General features: G+C 65.2%; 18 protein-coding genes. 2 read left to right on the top strand and 16 right to left on the bottom strand.

What is annotated here, in order from left to right; genetic code table 11:
- Positions 1 to 16: 16 nt before the first annotated feature.
- From cobA to nirB, 4 genes are read right to left on the bottom strand one after another with little or no spacing between them, the layout of a single operon-like run.
- Positions 17 to 754: a uroporphyrinogen-III C-methyltransferase gene (cobA, locus tag LO50_RS11865; protein WP_044315127.1), complete on the bottom strand. Its 738-nt coding sequence runs from the start codon at positions 752 to 754 to the stop codon at positions 17 to 19.
- A 25-nt stretch (positions 755 to 779) separates the two neighbouring features.
- Complete coding sequence (locus LO50_RS11860) at positions 780 to 3,485, bottom strand: nitrate reductase (RefSeq protein WP_044315126.1); 2,706 nt, start codon at positions 3,483 to 3,485, stop codon at positions 780 to 782.
- Positions 3,486 to 3,528: 43 nt separating this feature from the next.
- Positions 3,529 to 3,858 carry a nitrite reductase small subunit NirD gene (gene nirD / locus LO50_RS11855; RefSeq protein ID WP_044315125.1) on the bottom strand — a complete coding sequence of 110 codons (330 nt, stop codon included), beginning with the start codon at positions 3,856 to 3,858 and terminating at the stop codon, positions 3,529 to 3,531.
- A 24-nt stretch (positions 3,859 to 3,882) separates the two neighbouring features.
- Positions 3,883 to 6,333 carry a nitrite reductase large subunit NirB gene (nirB, locus tag LO50_RS11850; RefSeq protein WP_044315124.1) on the bottom strand — a complete coding sequence of 817 codons (2,451 nt, stop codon included), beginning with the start codon at positions 6,331 to 6,333 and terminating at the stop codon, positions 3,883 to 3,885.
- Between the two features lie 483 nt (positions 6,334 to 6,816).
- On the opposite strand from nirB, the gene LO50_RS11845 reads away from it, so the two are divergent.
- Complete coding sequence (locus LO50_RS11845) at positions 6,817 to 7,125, top strand: hypothetical protein (protein WP_044315123.1); 309 nt, start codon at positions 6,817 to 6,819, stop codon at positions 7,123 to 7,125.
- A gap of 3 nt (positions 7,126 to 7,128) precedes the next feature.
- Here the strand turns inward: LO50_RS11845 and LO50_RS11840 are convergent, their stop codons facing one another.
- Together LO50_RS11840 and LO50_RS11835 are read right to left on the bottom strand one after the other, a co-directional pair.
- Complete coding sequence (locus LO50_RS11840; protein WP_044315122.1) at positions 7,129 to 8,802, bottom strand: bifunctional protein-serine/threonine kinase/phosphatase; 1,674 nt, start codon at positions 8,800 to 8,802, stop codon at positions 7,129 to 7,131.
- Positions 8,803 to 8,869: 67 nt separating this feature from the next.
- The gene (locus tag LO50_RS11835) at positions 8,870 to 10,081 is read right to left on the bottom strand and encodes a nitrate/nitrite transporter (protein WP_044315121.1); all 1,212 of its coding nucleotides are present in this window, start codon (positions 10,079 to 10,081) and stop codon (positions 8,870 to 8,872) included.
- Positions 10,082 to 10,438: 357 nt separating this feature from the next.
- On the opposite strand from LO50_RS11835, the gene LO50_RS11830 reads away from it, so the two are divergent.
- Entirely contained in the window at positions 10,439 to 11,389 is a 951-nt protein-coding gene (locus LO50_RS11830) for a 1-phosphofructokinase family hexose kinase (protein ID WP_014820705.1), read from the top strand.
- On the opposite strand, the gene LO50_RS11825 is transcribed toward LO50_RS11830, so the two are convergent.
- The 10 genes from LO50_RS11825 to LO50_RS11780 all read right to left on the bottom strand — a co-directional run bounded on the left by LO50_RS11825 (position 11,373) and on the right by LO50_RS11780 (position 21,824).
- On the bottom strand, positions 11,373 to 11,816 hold the full coding sequence (locus LO50_RS11825; RefSeq protein ID WP_014820704.1) for a thioesterase family protein: 444 nt from the start codon (positions 11,814 to 11,816) through the stop codon (positions 11,373 to 11,375). The genes LO50_RS11830 and LO50_RS11825 overlap by 17 nt on opposite strands.
- A gap of 226 nt (positions 11,817 to 12,042) precedes the next feature.
- Entirely contained in the window at positions 12,043 to 12,765 is a 723-nt protein-coding gene (locus LO50_RS11820; RefSeq protein WP_014820703.1) for a hypothetical protein, read from the bottom strand.
- A gap of 300 nt (positions 12,766 to 13,065) precedes the next feature.
- Complete coding sequence (locus LO50_RS11815) at positions 13,066 to 13,644, bottom strand: ANTAR domain-containing response regulator (RefSeq protein ID WP_014820702.1); 579 nt, start codon at positions 13,642 to 13,644, stop codon at positions 13,066 to 13,068.
- A gap of 14 nt (positions 13,645 to 13,658) precedes the next feature.
- Positions 13,659 to 14,879: a CmpA/NrtA family ABC transporter substrate-binding protein gene (locus LO50_RS11810; RefSeq protein ID WP_044315120.1), complete on the bottom strand. Its 1,221-nt coding sequence runs from the start codon at positions 14,877 to 14,879 to the stop codon at positions 13,659 to 13,661.
- A 177-nt stretch (positions 14,880 to 15,056) separates the two neighbouring features.
- On the bottom strand, positions 15,057 to 16,685 hold the full coding sequence (locus LO50_RS11805; RefSeq protein WP_014820700.1) for a BatD family protein: 1,629 nt from the start codon (positions 16,683 to 16,685) through the stop codon (positions 15,057 to 15,059).
- The gene (locus LO50_RS11800; protein WP_044315119.1) at positions 16,682 to 18,406 is read right to left on the bottom strand and encodes a VWA domain-containing protein; all 1,725 of its coding nucleotides are present in this window, start codon (positions 18,404 to 18,406) and stop codon (positions 16,682 to 16,684) included. Before LO50_RS11800 ends, LO50_RS11805 begins: the two co-directional genes overlap by 4 nt.
- Complete coding sequence (locus LO50_RS11795; protein ID WP_044315118.1) at positions 18,403 to 19,422, bottom strand: vWA domain-containing protein; 1,020 nt, start codon at positions 19,420 to 19,422, stop codon at positions 18,403 to 18,405. The genes LO50_RS11800 and LO50_RS11795 overlap by 4 nt, the downstream gene beginning before the upstream one ends.
- Positions 19,415 to 19,909 carry a DUF4381 domain-containing protein gene (locus tag LO50_RS11790; RefSeq protein ID WP_044315117.1) on the bottom strand — a complete coding sequence of 165 codons (495 nt, stop codon included), beginning with the start codon at positions 19,907 to 19,909 and terminating at the stop codon, positions 19,415 to 19,417. Before LO50_RS11790 ends, LO50_RS11795 begins: the two co-directional genes overlap by 8 nt.
- Positions 19,906 to 20,865, bottom strand: a complete 960-nt coding sequence (locus LO50_RS11785) for a DUF58 domain-containing protein (protein ID WP_044315116.1) — start codon at positions 20,863 to 20,865, stop codon at positions 19,906 to 19,908. Before LO50_RS11785 ends, LO50_RS11790 begins: the two co-directional genes overlap by 4 nt.
- Positions 20,865 to 21,824 (bottom strand): AAA family ATPase, encoded by a 960-nt coding sequence (locus tag LO50_RS11780; protein WP_003298329.1) that lies wholly within the window; start codon positions 21,822 to 21,824, stop codon positions 20,865 to 20,867. Before LO50_RS11780 ends, LO50_RS11785 begins: the two co-directional genes overlap by 1 nt.
- Positions 21,825 to 21,866: the final 42 nt, after the last annotated feature.

Genomic DNA, 21,866 nt, shown 5'->3' with positions numbered 1-21,866 from the left:
CGGCGGTCAGCTACGGTCAGGCGCTCTGGCTTACCGCCTGGAACGCAGCATGTGCGGCCACTTCGCCGATCACCAGGATCGCCGGGCTCTTCAGCTTGAAGGCCAAAGCATCGCGGCACATGCCGGCGAGGCTCGAATGGCATTCGCGTTGCTGCGGCAGTGAAGCGTTCTCGATCATCGCCACTGGTGTACCGGCGGAAAGTCCGCCCTCCAACAGCCCGGCCTGCACCTGTTCCAGCTTGCTCACACCCATGTACACCACCAGCGTGGTGCCGCTTTTGGCCAGCGCCTGCCATTCCGGACTGCTGTCGTCGAGCGTGTGCGCCGTGACCAGGGTGACGCCGCGGGCTACGCCGCGCTGGGTCAGCGAGATACCGCATTGCGTGGCGCCGGCCAGGCCGGCGGTGATGCCGTTGACCAGCTCGACCTCGATGCCGCGTGCCGACAGCCATTCGGCTTCTTCGCCACCGCGGCCGAAGATGCACGGATCGCCACCCTTGAGGCGCACCACGCACTTGCCCTGGCGGGCGTAACGCAGCATCAGACGGTGGATGAAGGCTTGCGGTGTGGAGCGGCAGCCGCCGCGCTTGCCCACCGGGATGATGCGAGCGTTCGGGCAGTGTTCGAGCACGGCGGGGTTGACCAGGTCATCGATCATCACCACCTGTGCCTCGCCCAGCGCGCGCACGGCCTTGAGAGTCAGCAGTTCCGGATCGCCAGGGCCGGCGCCTACCAGCCAGACTTTTGCGCTCATGGGGTAATCCTCGTCTTGGTTGGTATCAGAGAAGTGCGCGTTCCGGCTGGCTGGCCAGCAGACGCTTGATTTCGGGTACGCAGGAGCCACAGCTGGTGCCGCAGCCGAGCTCCTGCTTGAGGCCGGTCAGATCGAGACCGCGCTCGATGCCTGCACGGACCTTGCTCTGGCTGACGTTCATGCAGTTGCACAGAATACGGTCGGTGCTGATGGTTGCGCCGCCAGGTGGCGCGCTGAGTGGAGCCAGCAGCCAGCGACGCAGTTCGGCGTCGGCGTTGCCGCTTTCCCAGAGTCCGCGCAGCCACTGCCGGGCGGCGGTCTCGCCGGCCAGGCGCAACGCGACGATACGGCCTTCCTCGATGCGTACGCGCTTGCCGACCGCGCGACGCGGGTCGTCATAGGCCAGCACCGGGCCTTCGTCGAGGCCGAGCAGGCTGTCGATGGTGTCCAGCTCGGCAGCCGTTGGCGCCGCATTCCGGGCGGCGCGGATCAGCAACGCCGAGCGTTCGCGCCCGCCGAGGCTGAAACTGGCGTAGTCGAAGGTTTCGAACAATGGCCGCAGCGCCTCGAAGCGTCGCTGCACATCGCCCTCAACCAGCGCGAAGAACTGCCAGGGCAGTTCGACCTGTTCCACTTCGATGCCGGCATGCTTGAGTTCCGGCTGTTTCGACAGGGAGTCGACGCTGGCCAGGGTCAGCATGTTGCAGCCCAGCCCCTTGAGAAAGCGATCACCCCAGTGCATCGGCAGGAACGCCTGGCCGGCACGCAGGCTGTCGTCCTTCTGTACCGGCAGGATCAGGCTGCCGCGCCGGCTCTTCACCTTCACCAGCTGGCCGTCCAGCAGACGCCGGCGGCGCATGTCATCAGCGTTCATTCCGAGCAACGCTTCTTCGACATGGCCGAACAGCCGCGCCGCGGTGCCAGTGCGGCTCATGCCGTGCCACTGGTCGCGTAGCCGGCCGGTATTGAGCGTGAGCGGATAGCGCGCCTCGCGCTTTTCCTTCGGCGCCTGGTAGTGCTCGGCGATGAAACGGGCGCGGCCATTGGCAGTGGGAAACACACCGTCATCATAAAGCCGCGCGGTGCCTTGTTCGCTGCCTGGCGGAAACGGCCATTGCTGCGGACCGAGGGTATCGATCAGTGCGTAGCTCAGGCCGCTGTAGTCCAGATCGCGGGCGGCGGTGAGCGGCTTGTACTCCTCGAACAGCGCTTCGGCATTCTCGAAAGTGAACAGGCTCGGGCGGCCGGGGCGCAGGTGACGTTCCAGGCGTCGGGCGAAATCGCAGGTGATCGCCCAGTCCGCACGGGCTTCGCCTGGGGCCGGCACGGCGCGGCGCACGTGGCTGATGCGACGCTCGGAGTTGGTCACCGTGCCTTCCTTCTCGCCCCAGCTCGCGGCCGGCAGCAGAAGGTCGGCGTGGCGGCAGGTTTCGGTGGTGAAGAAGGCTTCCTGCACCACGACGAAGGGGCAGGCGGCCAGGGCCTCATGGACTTTCTGCTGGTCCGGCAGCGACTGAGCCGGGTTGGTGCAGGCGATCCACAGCGCCTTGATCTTGCCGACGCGCACGGCGTCGAACAGCTCGATGGCGGACAGGCCGGGCTGTTTCGGCAGCTGCTCGACGCCCCAGTAGTCCGCGACTTCGGCACGGTGTGCGGCGTTGGCCGCTTCGCGGTGACCGGGCAGCAGATTGGACAGGCTGCCGGTTTCGCGGCCGCCCATGGCGTTCGGTTGGCCGGTCAACGAGAAAGGGCCGGTGCCTGGCTTGCCAATCTGACCGGTGGCCAGGTGCAGGTTGATCAGCGCACTGTTCTTGGCGCTGCCAGCGGTGGACTGATTCAGCCCCATGCACCACAGGCTTAGAAAACTAGGCGCGCTACCAATCAGTCGTGCGCAGTTCTGCAGGTCGTCGACGCTGATGCCGCAGAGGTCGGCGACCATGGCCGGGGTGTAGTCGCGCACCAGACTTTTCAGCGCATCGAAGCCGTCGGTATGGGCATCGATGAAGCGGCGGTCGATCCAGCCTTCCCACATGAGGATATGCAGCAGGCCGTGGAACAGCGCGACGTCGGTGCCCGGCAGGATCGGCAGGTGCAGGTCGGCGAGCTCGCTGGTGTCGGTGCGCCGCGGGTCGATGACGATGATGGTCATCTCCGGCCGCTTCGTCTTGGCTTCCTCCAGCCGGCGGAACAGCACCGGATGCGCATAGGCCATGTTGCTGCCGGCGATCAGCAGGCAGTCGGCCTGCTCGATGTCCTCGTAGGAGCAGGGTGGGGCGTCGGCGCCCAGGCTGCGCTTGTAGCCGACCACCGCAGAGGACATGCACAGCCGCGAGTTGGAATCCAGGTTGTTGGTGCCCACCAGGGCGCGGGCCAGTTTGTTGAAGGCGTAGTAGTCCTCGGTCAGCAGCTGGCCGGAGACATAGAAGGCGACGCTGTCCGGCCCGTGTTCGCGGATGGTCTCGGCGAACACGTTAGCGGCATGCTCCAGGGCGCTGTCCCAGTCGGTACGGCCGCGGGCCAGGCCCTTACCCAGGCGCAGCTCGGGATAGAGGGCGCGGGCACCGAGATCGCCGGTCAGGTGCAGGGTCGAGCCCTTGCTGCACAGCTTGCCGAAGTTGGCCGGATGGCTGGGGTCGCCGGCCACATCGAGGATGCGCTCGCCGTCGTGCTCGATCAGCACGCCACAGCCGACACCGCAGTAGCAGCAGGTCGAGGCGGTTGTCATAAGCATGGCGTCGTCTCCTGGGAAAAGGTGCTGGTCAACTGCGGTGTGTTCAGGCCGCGCAATCCTTGCGCTGGTTAAGCGAAAGCTGCACGCGACCATTCTCGACGCGCGCCTCGTGGCGGTGGGCGCAGCCGACGTCGGGCGCTAGTGCTTCGCCGCTTTGCAGGTCGATCTGCCAGTTATGCAGTGGGCAGGCGACCTGCTTGCCGTAGACGATCCCCTGCGACAGCGGGCCGCCCTTGTGTGGGCAGCGGTCGTCGAGGGCGAAGACCTGATCGTCCGAGGTGCGGAATATTGCGATGTCGCCCTTGGGGCCAGCGATGATGCGCGAACCGAGTGGGTTGATCTCATCCAGTGCGCAGATATCGAGCCAGTTCATGCAGTGTCCCTCCAGATCAGGTTCTCAGGCGTTTTCCAGCTGCTTGACGGCGATGCGGTCGAATTCCTTCTTCAGCTGCGGCTTGGAAACTTGCTCCTGCCACGGGTCCTGCTCGAAGGAGAGCGAGAACAACAGCCGCTGATGCAGCGCCTTGCGTCGCTCGGCGTCGTCCAGCACGGCCTTCTTGATGTGGTCCATGCCGACGCGCTGCATGTAGTGCACGGTGCGCTCAAGGTAGAAGGCTTCTTCGCGGTAGAGCTGCAGGAACGCCAGGCTGTATTCCATGACGTCTTCGGCGCTCTTCACCTTGACGAAGAACTCGCCGGCCTCGGTCTTGATGCCGCCGTTGCCGCCGATGTACAGCTCCCAGCCGGAGTCCACGCCGATGATGCCGACGTCCTTGATACCGGATTCGGCGCAGTTGCGCGGGCAGCCGGAGACGGCCAGCTTGACCTTGTGCGGCGACCACATGTTGAAAAGGGCGTGTTCCAGGTCGATGCCCATCTGCGTCGAGTTCTGCGTGCCGAAGCGGCAGAACTCGCTGCCGACGCAGGTCTTCACGGTGCGGATGGATTTGCCGTAGGCGTGGCCGGAGGGCATATCCAGGTCTTTCCAGACGCCTGGCAGGTCTTCCTTGCGGATGCCCAGCAGGTCGATGCGCTGGCCGCCGGTGACCTTGACCATCGGCACCTGATACTTGTCCGCCACATCGGCGATGCGGCGCAGCTCGGAGGCGTTGGTGACGCCGCCCCACATGCGCGGCACGACGGAGTAGGTGCCGTCCTTCTGGATGTTGGCGTGGGCGCGCTCGTTGATGAAGCGCGATTGCGGATCGTCCTTGGCCTCGCCCGGCCAGGTGGAGATCAGGTAGTAGTTCAGCGCCGGACGGCAGGTGGCGCAGCCGTTCGGCGTGCGCCATTCCATGAAGGCCATGGCCGCCGGAATGCTGGTCAAGTGGTGCTCGCGAACGGCCTTGCGCACCTGGCCGTGGTTAAGGTCGCTGCAGCCACAGATGGCCTTCTCGCTCTTCGGCTTGACGTCGGCGGCGCCGCCGACGGTGTTGATCAGGATCTGTTCGACCAGCCCGGCACAGGAGCCGCAAGAGCTGGCGGCCTTGGTGTGCTTTTTCACCTCGTCCACCGAGAACAGCCCGTGTTCCTGGATCGCCTTGACGATGGTGCCCTTGCACACGCCATTGCAGCCGCACACTTCCATATCGTCCGGCATCGACATGGCCTTGCTCTGGCCCTGGTGGCCAGCATCGCCGATGGCGCCCTCGCCAAACATCAGATGGTCGCGGATCTGGCCCACGTTCTGGCCCTCGCGTACCTGGCGGAAGTACCAGCCGCCATCGGCGGTATCACCGTACAGGCAGGCGCCGACCAGCACGTCGTCCTTGATCACCAGCTTCTTGTAGACACCGCCGATGGGGTCGGAGAGGGTGATGGTCTCGGTACCGTCGCCGCCGATGAAATCGCCAGCCGAGAACAGGTCGATGCCGGTGACCTTTAGCTTGGTCGAAGTCACCGAGCCGAGATAGCGGGAGAAGCCAAGCATGGCCAGGTGGTTGGCGCAGACCTTGGCCTGTTCGAACAGCGGTGCGACCAGGCCATAGGCGGTGCCGCGATGGTTGGCGCATTCGCCGACGGCGTAGATGCGCGGGTCGTAGGTCTGCAGGGTGTCGTTGACCAGAATGCCGCGATTGCACGGGATGCCGGCCTGTTCGGCCAGTTCGCTGTTGGGGCGGATGCCGGCGGCCATCACCACCAGGTCGGCGGGGATCACGTCGCCGTCCTTGAACTTGACCGCGCATACCCGGCCTTCGCCGTTGTCGAGCAGTTCGGCGGTGTGCTTGGGCAGGAGAAACTTCAGGCCACGGCTTTCCAGCGCGCTCTGCAGCAGGGTGCCGGCAGTCTTGTCCAGCTGGCGCTCCATCAGCCAGTCACCGATGTGCACCACGGTGACGTCCATGCCCCGCAGCTTTAGGCCGTTGGCCGCTTCCAGGCCGAGCAGGCCGCCGCCGATGACCACCGCGTGTTTGTGGGTCTTGGCGGTTTCCATCATCACTTGGGTGTCGGCAATGTCGCGGTAGCCGATTACGCCCTGCAGGTCCTTGCCGGGAATCGGCAGGATGAACGGGTTGGAGCCGGTGGCGATGAGCAAGCGGTCGTATTCCGCCTCGCTGCCGTCATCGGCGATCACCCGGCGTTTGACCCGGTCAATCTTCACCACCTTGCGGTTGAGCTTGAGGTGGATATCGTTCTCGGCGTACCAGTTCAGGTCGTTGAGCACGATCTCTTCGAACTGCTGTTCGCCGGCCAGCACCGGGGAGAGCAGGATGCGGTTGTAGTTGGGATGTGGCTCGGCGCCGAACACCGTGATGTCATAGAGCTCGTTGGTGAGCTTGAGCAGTTCCTCAAGGGTCCGCACGCCGGCCATGCCGTTGCCGATCATTACCAGTTTGAGTTTCTTCATGCCCGTTCTCCGTGCCAGCTGCCGTCCGGCCTGCTCGAAATTTTTCAACAACAAAAAAGGCGTCCCACCGGTTACCCAGTGAGGACGCCTTTGTCCGTGTCCCGCTCTGTCGGGAGACCTGCCGCTCCACGTTGAGGGTCAGGTCGTAATGATTCTTCGAGGTTCTGCTTTGCAGAGGTTATGCCAATTTGCAAATACACCAATTTTCAAGGGCTTGAGCGGTTGATGGGGCGTTGGCCGCGGAGCATCGTTGCACTGATATGCAGCGGCTTGCGCCCTGATGGTGCGAATCGCCATCGAAGCGACTCCAAAAACGCCGTTGACAGGCTGCGGCCAGCTTTCTAAAGTTTCGCCCATGCGCCGATTTAGTCAGCTACTTGCGGGGCGCCTGGAGCCGATGGCTTCGAAATACCGCTAAAGCGCTGGTTCCGGTGTCGCCTCCCACCGCTGCCCAGCGGAATCCTCGAGGCGGAAGTTGAATCAATGAACGCAAAGCACGCCCAGTTGCGCCTGGCCCCGATCACCAGCGGCCTACACCCCAGCAATCCGAAAGTCCTCCTCGGCGGTACTCACCAGCCATCTCTGTTGCGCTACCTCGAAGGTTGGCCGCGACGTCATCGCAAATCCCGCGCCCTGCTTATCCAGTTCGCCACGGCCGACGAGTCGCTGGCGCGTTTTGCCACCGACAGCTTCGATCTGGCCGTGATTCAGGCACCGACCGCTGAGCGCCTGGAAGAATGCGTGTGCGAGCTGACCCGGGTGGCGCGCCAGGGGCTGATTACCCGTCGCTGAGCGTCAAGCGCCTTTTATCAGCAGCACGACCAGCAGCAGGTTGAGTAGCAGCGACAACAGCGCCATGCCGCGCCATACCTTGAGCGGCTCACGTTCGAGCAGGGGGCGCAGCCGAAGGCTGGCGCTGCGCTGTTCGCCCTGTTCCAGCTCAAGCAGCCATTGCTCGGCGGTTTCGAAACGCTGTCGTGGATCGACCGCTAGCACGCGGGCGAGACTTTCCTCCAGCCAGGTCGGCACGTCCGGGCGATAGCGGCTGGCCGGTGTCGGGTTGCCGAAGCGTGGATGCTGGAAGGCTTCGATCTCGCCGTAGGGGTAGTGCCCGGTCAGCAGGTAATACAGTGTCACGCCGGTCGCATAAAGATCCTGCGCTGCGCTGGGTTCGGCCCCTGTGAATGCCTCCGGGGCAATGAAACTCGGGGTTCCGGGCAGGTGATTGGGCAGGTCGCGAGTCAGCCCGGGGCAGAACGCCAGGCCGAAATCCAGGATACGCAGCTCGCCGTCCTCACCCAGCAGCAGGTTTTCCGGCTTGATGTCACGATGAAGGATGTTGCGCCGATGCAGCATGCCCACCGCGCGGATCAGCCGGGAGGCGACCTGCAGCAAATCGGCCAGTGGCAGCGGGCCGTCTCGTTCGAAGCGTTGCGCCAGGGTCGTCCCGCTGTACTCGCGCTGCACGTAATAGAGGTGTTGGCGTTCTGGCAGCGGATGCAGTTCGGCGAAGTTGCGCCCGGCAACCCGGCGCATGAACCATTCTTCCTGGAGCAACGCCGGTCCTGCGTCTGCCTCGTCCTGCCGGCTGGGTGGCAGCGTCTTCAGCAGCCAGGCCTGGCCCTGAGCATCTTGCACCCGATAGATCAGCGACTGCCGCGACTCGTGCAGCAGTGCATTCACCTGCCAGCCCTCGAACAGCTGGCCGGGGCGCAGCTTCGGCGGCAACGGCCAATGATCGAGCTGGGCGAGGGCGTCGGCCAGCACCGCTTCGGGCAGGGCTTCGACGCGCAGAAGCAAGGCACTGGCGTTGTCCTGACTGCCGCTCTGGTGCGCCAGATTGACCAGCGCCCGTGCCGCGGCGCCTAGGTCGGGTTGATCGTGCAGGATATGCGCGATGTCGCGTTCGGGGACGCAGGACCAGACGCCGTCGCTCAGCAGCAGGTAGCTTTCGCCTTCTTGCAGCTCGCCGTCGAGGTAGTCCATCACCAGGTGCTGATCCAGTCCCAGCGCACGCTTGAGCACATGCTGCATGCCCGACTGCTCCCAGACATGGTCTTCGCTGAGTCGCTCGAGCTGGGAGCCGTTCCAGCGGTAGGCGCGGCAATCGCCAACATGCGCCAGGGTGAAGCGGCGACCGCGCAGCACCAGTGTGGTGAGGGTGGTCAACAGCGGCTGGTTGCCGCCGTTGGCCTGCAGCCAGCGGTTGTGCGCGACCAGCACGCGGTCGAGTGATTGCGCGACGGCCCAGGTCTCCGGCGTCGCGTAATAGTCGAAAGCCAGCGCCTGCAAGGTCGCTCGCGCAGCCAGGCCGCCATCGGCGCACTGGCTGACGCCATCGGCCAGCGCGAACAGATAGCCCTTGCCGGTTGCCAGCCCGGGCGCCGGGGTGACGATGCGTATCGCATCCTGGTTTTCCGGGCGCGGTCCGGCAGCGCTGGCCTCGCCATAGCTCAATCGCAGGGGCATGGTCGTTCTCGAATGACTGCGTACTGCAGCAGAGCAATATTCGCGCCCTGCAGGATCTGCGTGGGCATCACACCCGCGCCGCGGTTACCGCAGCAGAACCCCAGGTGGTGCGCCAGCGACGCTTGACGCCATAGAGACCGAACCAGGCGAGCACGCCGAGGCTGGCGAATAGCCAGAGGCCGAACTGGTAGTCACCGGTCGATTGTTTGACTGCGCCAAGCCCGGCGGTGAGCAGAAAGCCGCCGATGCCGCCGGCCATGCCGACCAGTCCGGTCATCACGCCGATCTCCTTGTTGAAGCGCTGCGGCACCAATTGGAACACCGCACCGTTGCCGGCACCCAAGCTGAGCATGGCGACCACGAACAGCGCCAACGCTGCAGTCGAACTGGCCAGATTGAACCCCACCACGGCGATACAGAAGGCGGCGACGGTGTACATCACCAGCAGTGCACGGATGCCGCCGATGCGGTCGGCAAGAGCGCCGCCAAGGGGCCGCAGCAGGCTGCCGGCGAAGACGCAGGCAGCGGTGTAGTAGCCGGCCTTGACCGGGTCGAAGGCGTACTGGTCGTGGAAATAGCCGGGCAGGGTGCTGGCCAGGCCGAGAAAGCCGCCAAAGGTCACGCTGTAGAAGAACATGAACCACCAGCTGTCGCGGTCGCCCAGCGCCTTCATGTAATCGGCCAGCGACTTCGGCGCCGGGCGGTTGGGCGCATTCTTCGCCACGCTGGCGAAGATGATCAGGGTGAGGACCAGCGGGATCAGCGCCAGGCCGAATACGTTGTTCCAGCCGAAGATGGCCGCCAGGACCGGCGCGAACAGGGCCGCCAGCACTGTGCCGGAGTTACCGGCACCGGCGATGCCCATCGCCTTGCCCTGGTGCTCTGCCGGATACCACTGTGAGGCCAGCGGCAGCGCGACGGCAAAGGATGCGCCGGCCATGCCGAGGAACAGGCCGAGCAGCAAAGCCTGCTCGTAGCTGTGGATGCCATGCAGCCAGGCGACGAACAGCGCGACGATGACGACGCTCTGGCCAAACAGCCCCGCGGTTTTCGGCGATGTGCGATCCGCCAGGATGCCCAGCGCCAGACGTAGTACGGCACCGGCGAGGATCGGCGTGGCGACCATGAAGGCGCGTTGCTGGGTGGTCAGGCCGAGATCGGCGGCGATCTGCACGCCCAGCGGGCCGAGGACGTACCAGACCATGAAGCTCAGGTCGAAGTAGAGGAAGGAGGCAAACAGGGTCGGCGCGTGGCCGGCTTTCCAGAAACTCGTGCTCATTGGATCGGCTCCAGGGCGTTCGTGACGCGGCGTTGGCCGCTAGGGCTGCTCAGACCGCCCCCTCGTCGAGGCGGAAAACAAAAAGGCGCCGCAGCACGCCTGCCGGAGCAGGTGTGGTGCGACGCCTTTGTCGTGATATTGCAGACCGCCGTTGGCCTGCCTGAAGCGGAACTAGCATCTAGCGTGCCAGCCTGCGGAGGCCGCCGATTCTGTGCGTTCGGCGTGGCTAAGCAGATGGCGTACGACGACAAAGCGCACAGATAGCGCGCAACCGCGCGCCAAATCAGGGCAAGGCATCTCGTAAAACCCAGGCGCGCTTGCTGTTAGTCTTGAGCGGCTTTTGCCAAGGAGCGAGCGATGCCTCTGATTGCGACCCTGACCCTCAACCCCGCGATGGACCTTTCCGTGAGCACCGCCCGGGTGATCAGTACCGAAAAGCTGCGGTGTTCGCTGCCGCGCCACGACCCGGGTGGCGGCGGGATCAACGTGGCGCGGGTGGTGAAGACGCTCGGGGGCAGGGCGATCGCCATCTATCCGGCTGGAGGGCCCTTTGGCGATCTCCTGAAACGTTCGCTGGACGAACTGGGTCTGGTGCATCGTCCGGTGTCCATTACTGGCGATACCCGCGAGAGTTTCACTGTCGACGAGCTGGGCTCAGGCCTGCAGTACCGTTTCGTGTTGCCCGGTCCGACGCTATCCGCGCAGGAACTTCAGCGTTGCCTCGACAGCCTCGTAGCGCTGCAGCCAGCGCCGGCCTATGTGGTGCTGAGCGGCAGCTTTCCACCTGGCGTCGACCTGGGTTTCTACGACGAGCTGCTGGCATTGACGCGCGGTATCGGTGCGCGGCTGGTCGTCGATCTGTCCGGCGAGCCATTACGCCACGCCGCCCGGCAGGGCGGTGCATACCTGATGAAGCCGAGCCTCGACGAGCTGTCCAGCCTTGTGGGCTACCCCATCTCCAGCGAGGCCGAACAGGCGGCAGCGCTGCGCCGCCTGATCGCTCAGGGCTGCGCCGAAGTGGTCGTGTTGTCGCTGGGAGCCCAGGGTGCGCTGTACGCCTGTGGCGATGAGCTGCAGCGCCTGCCGTCGGCGGATGTCCCGGTAGTCAGCGCGGTGGGTGCGGGTGACAGCATGCTCGGCGCCATGGTGCTGGCGCTGGCCGAGGCGCGCTCGCTACAGGATGCGGTGTGCCGGGGCATTGCCGCGGGTGCCGCGACGGTGATGCGTCCGGGCACCGAGCTGTGTCATCGCGAGGATGTCCAGCGGTTGCTGCAATCTGTGGCAGACGCCCCTATTCGATCCGGTTGACCCGCGGAAACTTGCCGGCGAACGCCTCGGGCATGGCGACGACGCGGCTTTGGGCATAGTCGTAGAAGACGAAACCGGATTTGGCCATGGCGATCAGTGTGCCGTCGGCAGGGCGGGTGATGCGGAAGATGATATCGCCGCCGTACTTGTTGAAATCCATCACCCCGACCTCGAACAGCAGCGCATCACGGGCATGGGCCTCGGCTTTGTAGGTCGTGGCAAGGTCGGTCACGATGATCCCGGCGCCATCCTGACGGGTCTCGGCTACCCCGTAGGCGAACAGGAAGCGCGCCCGCGCCTCGGAAATCATCGAGATCATCGAATCGTTGGCCAGATGGTTGCCGGCGTTGATGTCGGTGATTCGTACAGTGAGCTGGGTGGAAAAGCAGTACTGGTCTTCCGGGAAATGCAGGGTAAGACGCGCCATGGGTCGCTCGGTAATCGGTAGAAGGCGCGCATTCTAGCGTTGTGTTCTTCGCCGGGGTTAGATGCGCGCTCGTGGCTGCAGTCTTGACCGCGAATGAGCTGGCATTGAGCAGGCTCATTTGCGGCCGAGGCGCTTCTAATGGAAACCCGCGTGTAGCGGATCCTGCACGTAGCCATGCGTTGCCGGCCGCCAATGGAGCGGAGACCGGCCCCGCAACCTCGATCCGTCAGCCCGCCCGGTGCAAGCCGTGCTGCGCTAGTGCACCACTGTGCTGCAGACGTTGCCGGATCAACTGCAAGCGCGCGTCGATGAAGGGAGTGACCAGGGCAAAGCACTCGGGCGGGCTCAGCCTGGGTTGGGCTGCATGTATCACGCTGCGCTCCAGCTTGCCGACCAGCCGCTTCAGCTCCATATCGGTGTCTGTAACCATGCGCCGACAGAGTGCTTTCAGGCGCTTTTGCAAGGCCGGCGTGCAGCCGCCCTGATTCGAGGCGACGACGCAGAGGCCGCGCAGGCGTGCCACGTCTTCCAGTTCGCGGCAGGCGCGAGCGGCTTCGGCGGGTTCGTTGCTCGACATCGGCGCCCGCTTCTCAAGCGCATCGATAAGGGTTTCGATCAGAGCGCAATGCCCGTCGAAATCGGCAGGGTTGTTGCGCAGAGCCAGCCAGCCTTCGGTTATCGAATACGCATCGGGCAGGGCACTGCGCTGTTGCAGACGTTGCGTCAGGCTTGTCGCCAGCGCGCAGCGCAGCGCTACCGCAGTGGGTTCGCTCTGTACGCCCAGACCGCGATGCTGTTGCAGCAGGCGGAGAATCTCCAGATCTTCCTGAACTGCCAGCAGGCGCAACTGCGCTACGCGTCGGGAATGTTGTGTGCTGGCCATGCCGTTCAGATAGTGGCCCAGCATCAGCAGTGCACAGGCGATCGCCAAGGTCGCGGTGATGGTCATTCTGCAAATCCCTGAAGTGAGCGCGCGGCACTGCCGCGCGGGCAACAAAAAAGGCGTCCGGACCGGCATGTCGAAACATGCGGTGCAGGGACGCCTTCGTCTTTGCCGGACGCCTTCGTTGGCTCGGCCAATCCATCTAGCAAGCTGCTTGCCAGCCTGCCGCTTGCTGCAGGCTTTCGGCTGAACGCCGCGTCGTGGCGGATGGCGGCGTTGCAGCTGTCTCACGGTCTATACCGAGGGACCGCGAGTACGCTCGCCGATGGTGCGTTTGGTCGAGTGATTGCACTGCGGGCGTGCAGCTCACTGCCCAAGCAGCTCGTTCATGGCGATGATCTGCTCGGCGACCTGGATCAGCTTCTGCTGGCGACTCATCGCCTGGCGGCGCATCAGGGTGTAGGCCTCTTCCTCCTTGCAGTCGCGCATCTTCATCAGCATGCCCTTGGCCAGCTCGATGCGCTTGCGTTCCGCGAGTTGCTGCTCGCGGGCCTGCAATTGCGCGCGGATCGCCTGGTCGGTCTCGAAACGCGCCATCGCCACATCGAGGATCGGCTTGAGCCGCTGGGCCTGAATGCCCTCGACGATATAGGCGCTGACCCCGGCGCGGATGGCCTGACGCATGGCATCCGGGTCACTGTCGTCGGTGAACATGACGATGGGTCGTGGTTGGTCCCGGCTGACCAGCACCACTTGTTCCAGCACATCGCGGCCTGGTGAGTCGGTGTCAATCAGCACCACGTCGGGGCGGATCGCCTCGACCCGCTCGGGCAAATCGATGGTCAGGCCGGATTCATCGATGACTTCGAAGCCGGCCTCGATCAGCGCGCTTCGCAGGCGCCCGATCTTGCGTGGGGTGTCGTCGATCAGCAGGATGCGCAACATGCCTGATCTCCTGCTCAAAGTGCAGCCACCATGGCCTGATCGGCCATGGCGTGCAGCGGGAAACTGCGGGCGTAGGCTGCCGGATCGCTGCCGTCCCAGGTCTTGCCATCCATCAGCGTGGCGCTGCGCAGGGGCGACTCCGGCACGGTGATACTCAGCGCTTCGGCAGCCTGTCGGTACAGCTCGATCTGTTGCACCTGGCTTGCGGCCAGCTGGTAGTCCGGGTCCTGGCGCAATAAACCCCAGCGCCGCAGCTGGGTCATGAACCAGAGGCCGTCGGACAGGTAGGGCATGTTCGCTGCGCCATCGGCAAAGAAGCGCAGCGGGTGTTGGTCATTCCAGGCGTTGCCCAGCCCATCCTGATACGAGCCGAGAAAGCGTGATTCGATGGCTGCCAGCGGCGCGTTGACATACTCGCTCCCGGCAATCAGCTGTGCGGTGCTGCGGCGGTTTTCCTGGCTCTGGTCGATGAAGCGACTCGCTTCGAGCACCGCCATCACCAGTGCGCGCGCGGTGTTGGGGTACTGCTCGACGAATGCGCGGGTGCAGCCGAGCACCTTTTCCGGATGATCCGGCCATATCGACTGGCTGGTTGCGAGGGTGAAGCCGACCCCCTCGGCGATCGCCTGCGCACCCCAGGGTTCGCCGGCGCAGAAACCGTCGATGCGCCCGGCCTGCAGGTACGCCACCATCTGCGATGGCGGCAGCACCAGCGTCCGCACATCCTGCAGCGGGTGGATACCGTTGGCGGCCAGCCAGTAATAGAGCCACAGCGCGTGGGTGCCGGTGGGGAAGGTATGCGCGAGAGTCAGGCGTGCACCGCTTTGGCGCACGCTGCTGCGCAATGCCTCGGGATCGGTCACGCCGGCAGCCTTGAGCGGGGTCGACAGGTTGATGCTCTGGCCGTTCTGCGCAAGCCCCATGAGCACCGCCATATCCACCGCGCGGCTGCCGCCGATTCCCAGGTGCACGGCATATATCAGTCCGTACAGGCCGTGCGCTGCGTCCAGTTCACCGCCGATCAGCTTGTCGCGCAGGCTCGACCAGGAGTTCTGGCGGTGCAGGTTGAGCGTCAGGCCGAAGGGCTGGGCGAAGCCCTGGGTGGCGGCGACGATCAGCGAGGCGGCATCGGTAAGTGGCAGAAAGCCCAGGTTGAGCGAGCTCTTTTCCGGTGCATCGCTGCCGGCGACCCAGGCCAGTGCATCGTGGCGGGGCGACGTGGAGGGTTCGGTCATGCTGTGGGCCTTTCGATTGCGAAGCGTGCGGCACAGTTAACCGTGCGCGACGGATCAGGAGTGGTCTATGCCAAGCCTGAAGCAAGCGATATGCCAGCGAGAAAGTGGTGCGCCATGCGGTGCCCGTGCACCGCGTTGGTCAGGCGCGTCTGGTGTGAAGCGGTGTGGCGTTGCCGGTCAGCGTGGATACAGTGGTGGCAGGGCGCTGTGGTCCTGCTCGACACTCGGACTGGTCGCTGGAGGGAGCGTCTGGATCGCCTGCCACAGAGCCTCTCCCTGCCAACGCTGGCCGGCTTCGCTGTACAGCGCACCATTGAGTCCGTCCAGCGCATCGGACAGCGGCACGAAGCGCGCAGCCATGTCGGCCAGCGTCTCCGGCTGTTGCCGCGCCCAGGCATCCAGCGCCTGGCGAGTGGCCTGCGAGTCGTTGGCCTGGCAGGCGCGACGCAGGTCGTCGAGCAGGCTGCGTGGGGTCGGGCCAGGCTGCAGTGCGCGCTGCACTGCGGGTTGCCGCCGCGCGTGTAGCCACAGTCCGAAGCCGGCGAGGGTGGACAGGGCGAAGAGCAGGGTACTCAGCTGCCAGGGCCACAGTAGCTGCTGCTCCGCAGGTAGTGGCGTTGCGGCCGGTTGCTCGGCGGGCGTCGGCGCGAGATTCGGATTATCGGCGACATTCAGGGGCCGTTCGTCCAGCGTGGTACGTTCCAGCCGGTCTTCCACGGTGTTCCACCAGACCACTTCCACGGCGGGTAGCTGCAACGCGCCGCTGCGCGTGGGAATCAGCGCCTCGCGCTGCTCGCGGCTACCGACCAGACCCGCGCCACTGACTTCGTTGGCCAGGATCGGTTGATCCGGGTAGCGGCGCAGGTCGGGGCTCTGGGCAGAACCGATGGCGGGCAACTGGGTGCTGGTCAGGCCTTCGGCCTTGAGCAACAGGCTGCGGGTGAGCGATTCGCCGGTCTGTGCCTGATCGGGCTCCGGGCTCCAGGCCTCGACCAGGGTCAGGCTGCGTGCCGGCAGCCAGGGCGCCGCGGCGGGGTAGTCCGCCGGTTTGCGCTTGACCGTCAGCGGGATGCTTGGTGACCTGACCTGCGTCGAGCGGCCCGAACGCGAGCCGAACAGCGGGTTGCTGCCATTGGTCACGGTGGTGGCGCTGAACAGTTGGGCAGGGATGGTCAGCTCGCCGGACTTCTGCGGGAACAGCGCATAGCGCACTTCGATGACGCCGTGGCGAATGCCGTTGATGGTTTTCTCGTAGGTGCGTGGCTCACCGAGCCGTTCGACCAGGGCTTCCGGCATCTGCAGCGGCGAGAGGGTGCTGTCGTCGTACAGCGAAACCGAATGATAGATGCGCAGGGTAAGAATCACCTGGGCCTGAACGTAAACGTTTTCCTGATCGACGCTGGCATCGATGAAGATCGGGGCCAGCTGGTCGCTTTCGGTATTTTTCAGCGATTCCTGGACCATCAATGTGATCGGCTCGCTGCGCCAGTCGCCCAGTTGCAGCGGAGGGATGATCACGTAGCCGGTCTGCTTCGGCCGCAGGGTAATCAACCAGCGTGTGATCGCATAGGCTTCGCCGTTGCTGCTGGAAAGCTGGTTGACCTGACGGGTGTCGAACACCTCGAACAATGGCTCCAGCGGCTGCAGGTCGGGCTTGCCGAATACCGTGCTGCCCTGGCTTTCCAGGCTCAGCTCCAGGGTTTCGTCAATGCTCAGCTGGGTGCGGTCAACCCGGGCGAACAGGCCGGCGGCTGCGGCCTGACCAGCAAGGAGGCCGAGCAGAAGAAAAGCCATCAGGCGCATCATCGATTGGTTTCCTGGTGCTTGCGTTGTTCGTAGAGGAATTTCCTTCGCAGCAGCTCGCCGGGATCGTCCGGAATCTGCCGCAACCATTGCTCCATCGCCTGTTGCCGTTCCTGCTCGGGGAGCGCCTCGTGTTGCGCCTGGGCCGCGCTGCCATCCATTTCTTCGGTCTCGGGCGTGGCTTCGGTTGTCGATGGCTGCGAGGCGCCGCTGGCTTCGCTGGACGGCTCGCCCTGGGCATCCTCCGGCGAAGGGGAATGGGCAGAGCCCGCTTCCTGTGATTGCGGCTGCTCGGGTTGCGGCAGTGGTTCTTCGGTTTGCTCGTCCTGCTGATTCTGTTCCTGCTCGGGCTCGGGCTGTTCCTGCTGGCGGCGCAGCAGCTCTTCGATCAGCGCCTTGTTGCGCTGCGCCGCCTGTAGATCAGGCTGCAGGTCCAGCGCCTGGTCATAGGCTTCGATGGCGGCGTCGAAGGCTTCGCTACGAGCCAGGGCATTGCCACGGTTGTAGTGATCGGCGGCCGTGTTGCCTTCGGCGAACAGTTCTGCCGCGCCGGCATAGTCGCCGGCCTGATAGCGGGCGGTGGCCTGCCAGCGGCGATCGGTGAAGCGCTCGGCGGCCTCGGCCGGCCGCTCCGCGTCCAGCAGGCGTTGGCCCTGCTGATCGCGACGTAGCCAGAGATCCTGTAGCTCGAAGGCATTGGCAGGCTGCGGCTGCAGCAGCAATAGCGGTAGGCAGAACAACCAGCCGCGGCGACCGGCGAGGGCGGCCAGCAAGAGCAGTGGCAACAGCAGCCAGTGCCCCTGATCCAGCCAGGCTTCCAGCCGCGTGATTTCATCGTCCTGGCGCAACGTGCCAGTTTGATCGAGCAGACCGAGGGCCGTCAGGTCGTCGTCACCCAGCCGCGCGCGCTGATAGCGCCCTCCCAGCTCGTTGGCCAGGCGTTGCAGTCTGGCGTTGTCCAGGCGCGGGATGAGGATTGCGCCTTGGGCATCCTTGATGAAACTGCCGTCCTTGCCGGCGATTGGCGCGCCTTGTTCGGTGCCGACGCCGAGTATCAGCAGTTGCTCGTTTCTGCCCTCCATCAGCGTGACGATGGCGCTGCGTTCGTGCTCGTCCAGGCTGCTGCCGATCAGCAGCAAGCGCCCGCGCCCCAGGCCAGCCTGCTCGAGCAGGGCGAGGCCTTTGGCCACGGCAAGGTCCGCGCGCTGGCCCTGCTCGGGCATCAGCGTCGGGTGCAGGGCGTCGAGGAGGTTGCGGGTGGTCGCCAGGTCATCGGATAGCGGCACCACGGTGTGGGCGCTGCCGGCGAATACCACGACGGCGGTCTGTACGTCCTGCCGGCGCTCGAGCAGATCCAGCAGCTTGCGCTTGGCCTGTTCCAGGCGAGTGGGTGGTGCGTCGCTGGCGAGCATCGATGGCGTGAGTTCCAGCAGCACCACCAGGGGATCGCTGCGCTTCATGCTCGACTGTTCGAAGCGTTGCCAGCTGGGCCCGAGCAATGCGATGACCGCCAGCAGCCAGGCCAGGCCCAGCACCAGCCAGGGCAGGCGACTGTGGCGCAGTCGGCCACGGGTCAGCAAGGCGGCATGAAAGGCTTCCGGCAGAAGACGCTGCCAGCGCCCGACCTGCAACTGCCGATGCCAGAGCCGCCACAGCAGCCAGATCAGTAGCGGCAGGATGAGCAGCCAGTATGGCCGCAACAGATGGGGTAGCAGTTCGCTCATCGGCGCTGCTCCCGTCGCCAGGCCAGGCGTTGCAACTGTGCACTCCACAGGCTGGCCGCGACCATCAGCAGGCTGATCAGCAAAGCCGCCGACAGCGGCCAGATGTACAGGGCCTCGGCCACACGGGCCTGGGCTGGTTGCTGCGCTGCCGGCTCGAGACGATCCAGCGTATCGCCGATCGCCTTCAGCTCTGCGCTCGACGAGGCGCGGAAATACTCACCGCCGGTTTGCTCGGAAATGGCGCGCAGAGTCAGCTCGTCGAGGTCCAGGCCAGGGTTGAAACCGAAGCGGCTGAGCACGCCACCTTCTTCCGGCAAGGCGCCGATGCCGATGGTGTGGACCCGCACGCCTTCTTCGGCGGCCAGCGAGGCCGCCAGCAGCGGCTCGATTTCGCCACCGTTGTTGGCACCGTCGGTGATCAGTACCAGCACACGACTGTTCGCCGGTCGCTCCCTGAGGCGTTTAACCGCCAGGCCGATGGCGTCCCCTATCGCAGTGTTGCTGCCGGCGATGCCAACCCAGGCTTCGTCCAGCCAGACTCGCACGGTGTGGCGATCGAAGGTCAGTGGCGCCTGCAGATAGGCCTTGCTGCCGAAGAGAATCAGGCCGACGCGATCGCCACGACGCTCCTCGATGAAGTCGCCGAGCAGCACCTTGACCAGTTCCAGCCGCGTCAGCTCCTCGTCCTGCCACTGCATGTCGGGGTAATCCATCGAGCCGGAGACGTCCACTGCCAGCAGCAGATCGCGGCCGCTGGTGGGCAGCGGCAGTGGTTCACCCAGCCACTGGGGGCGTGCTGCGGCGAACAGCAGCAACAGCCAGATGGTCAGGTAGGGCAGTTGCTGGCGCCAGGCGGGCAGGGCGACACGCGCGCGCCGGCCGGACAGCTGCTGCAGTTCGTCGAGGAAGCTGACCTTCAGCGCGGCTTCGCCGCTATCGGCCGGCGGCAGCAGTGCGCGCAGCAGCCAGGGCAGCGGTAGCAGCAGGAAGACCCAGGGCCAGGCCACTTCAAACATGCTTGCGGATCCAGATGTCAACGGCCTGTTCGAGCCCGTCGATGGCCTTGTCGTCGAGGCGGCACTCGGCCCGGTAGGCACCTTCGACGAGAATCATCCAGCGGGTCAGCCCGGCGGCAGGGCAGCGGTTGTCGAGAAAGGCCAGCCACGCGCGCCCACTGAGCGTGTGCGGGTGGTCGTTGGGGTAACGAATGCGACAGAGCCGCTTGAGCAGCCCATTGAGCTGTTGCAGCCACTGGCTGGCCGGTTGCCCGCCGTAGGGTTTGCTCAAGCGCGAAAGCTCGATGAGCGCCTCCTGACGCTGCGGCTCCAGCGGTGGCTCCGGCTGCACATGGGGCTTGCGCCTGAGCAGCCGGTGACGAAGTCGCCAGAGCAAGCCAAGCGCCATCAGCAGCGCCAGGCCGAGCAGCCACCAGCCCGGCGCTGGAGGCCACCAGCTGATCGGCTCGGGGCTGATCAGCGGAGCCAGTTGATCGAGCGGATTCATCGCCGTGCGCTCGGATGGCGGACGCTCAGGTGCTCGCGCAACTGCTCGACCAGATCGTGCTGGGTATCCAGCGGCATCAGCGGCACCCGCAGGCGATCGGCCAGACGCTGCCAGCGGGCGCTTCGCGCCTCGCCCTGCTCGCGGTAGCGCTGACGCAGATCCGCATCCTGGGTATCCAGTTCAAGCCGCGCATTGCCTTCGCTGAAGCGCAGCAGGCCGGCTGCGGGCAGGGCGTGATCCAGTGGATCGAACAGCGGCAGCAACAGCAGGTCGACATGGCGCGCGAGCAGGCTGAGCTGCTGCTCGGCGGCATCGGTGAGGGTGCGCTCGTCGCAGAGAATCACCGACAGACTGCCCGGACGCAGCACTTCCCGTGCCCGGCGCAGGGCCATGCTGAAAGCGTCGGGGTCGATCGGGTTGTCTGGCTGCAGGCGATTGTTGGCGCGGGTGACGCGATCCAGCAGCTGCAGCAGGCTCTGCTTGCTGCGCCGTGGCTTGATTTCCTGACGCTCATCGCCGAACACCAGCCCGCCAACCCGATCATTGTGGCTGAGCGCCGCCCAGCCGATCAGGCTCGCCGCCTGCGCCGCCAGCACCGACTTGAACAGTCGGCCGCTGCCGAAGAACAATCGCGGGCTCTGCTCGACCACGATATAGATCGGCCGCTCGCGTTCTTCATGGAACAGCTTGGTGTGCGGCTCCTGGGTGCGTGCGGTGACGCGCCAGTCGATGGTGCGCACGTCGTCACCAGGCTGATAGATGCGGACCTGGTCGAAATCCACACCACGCCCGCGCAGCTTGGAATGATGCAGCCCGACCAGCGGGCTGCGGCGGTGCGGTGTGGAGAACAGCGGTACTTCACGGACGCGATGACGCATGTCGATGAGTTCGGCCAGGCTCACACGGATACCGGAGCCCTGCTCGGCTGGCTGCCCGGCGGAAGCCTGCGCTTGCATCAGGCCACCGCTACCACGTCGAGAATGCGCTGGATGACCCGATCCTGATCAATGCCGGCGGCTTCTGCCTCGAAGGAGAGAATCAGGCGGTGACGCAGTACATCGAAAAGCATCGCCTGTATGTCCTCGGGGCTGACGAAATCGCGTCCGGCCAGCCAGGCATGGGCACGGGCGCAGCGATCCAGCGAGATCGAACCGCGCGGACTCGCACCATAGGCTATCCATTCGGCCAGTTCGGCATCGAACTTGGCCGGGGTACGCGTGGCCATGACCAGCTGCACCAGGTATTCCTCCACCGCATCGGCCATGTACAGGCCGAGGATGTCCTTGCGCGCGGCGAAGATCGCCTGCTGGCTGACCCGATGTTCCGGCGCCGCCTCGCCATTGATCGCCTCGCCACGGGCCTGCTGCAGGATGCGTCGTTCCACCGAGGCGTCGGGGAAGCCGATCTTCACGTGCAGCAGGAAGCGGTCGAGCTGTGCTTCGGGCAGGGGGTAGGTGCCTTCCTGCTCGATCGGGTTCTGTGTCGCCATCACCAGAAACAGCGGCGGCAGGTCATAGGTGCTGCGGCCGACGCTGACCTGGCGCTCGGCCATGGCTTCGAGCAGCGCCGATTGCACCTTGGCCGGCGCGCGATTGATTTCGTCCGCGAGCACCAGGTTGTGGAAGATAGGCCCCTGCTGGAAGACGAAGCTGCCGGTCTCCGGGCGATAGATTTCGGTACCGGTGATGTCGGCGGGCAGTAGGTCGGGGGTGAACTGGATTCGATGGAACTCCGCCTCCAGGCCTTCGGCGAGCTCCTTGATGGCCCGGGTCTTGGCCAGGCCCGGCGCCCCTTCGACGAGCATGTGGCCGTCGGCGAGCAGGGCGATCAGCAGGCGTTCGATCAGCCGTTCCTGCCCCAGGATCTGGGTGGACAGGAACTGTCGCAGCGCGATTATCGATTCACGGTGATCCATCGTTTCGAGTCTTCCAGGTGGGCGGCAAATCGGCTGGCGCGG

Origin of the sequence: Stutzerimonas stutzeri (genome assembly GCF_000935215.1) — a bacterium.
In the GTDB taxonomy this organism is placed as follows: Bacteria; Pseudomonadota; Gammaproteobacteria; order Pseudomonadales; family Pseudomonadaceae; genus Stutzerimonas.
The sequence above is the reverse complement of the archived record's forward strand: the minus strand, read 5'-3'. Positions and strand labels throughout refer to the sequence as shown.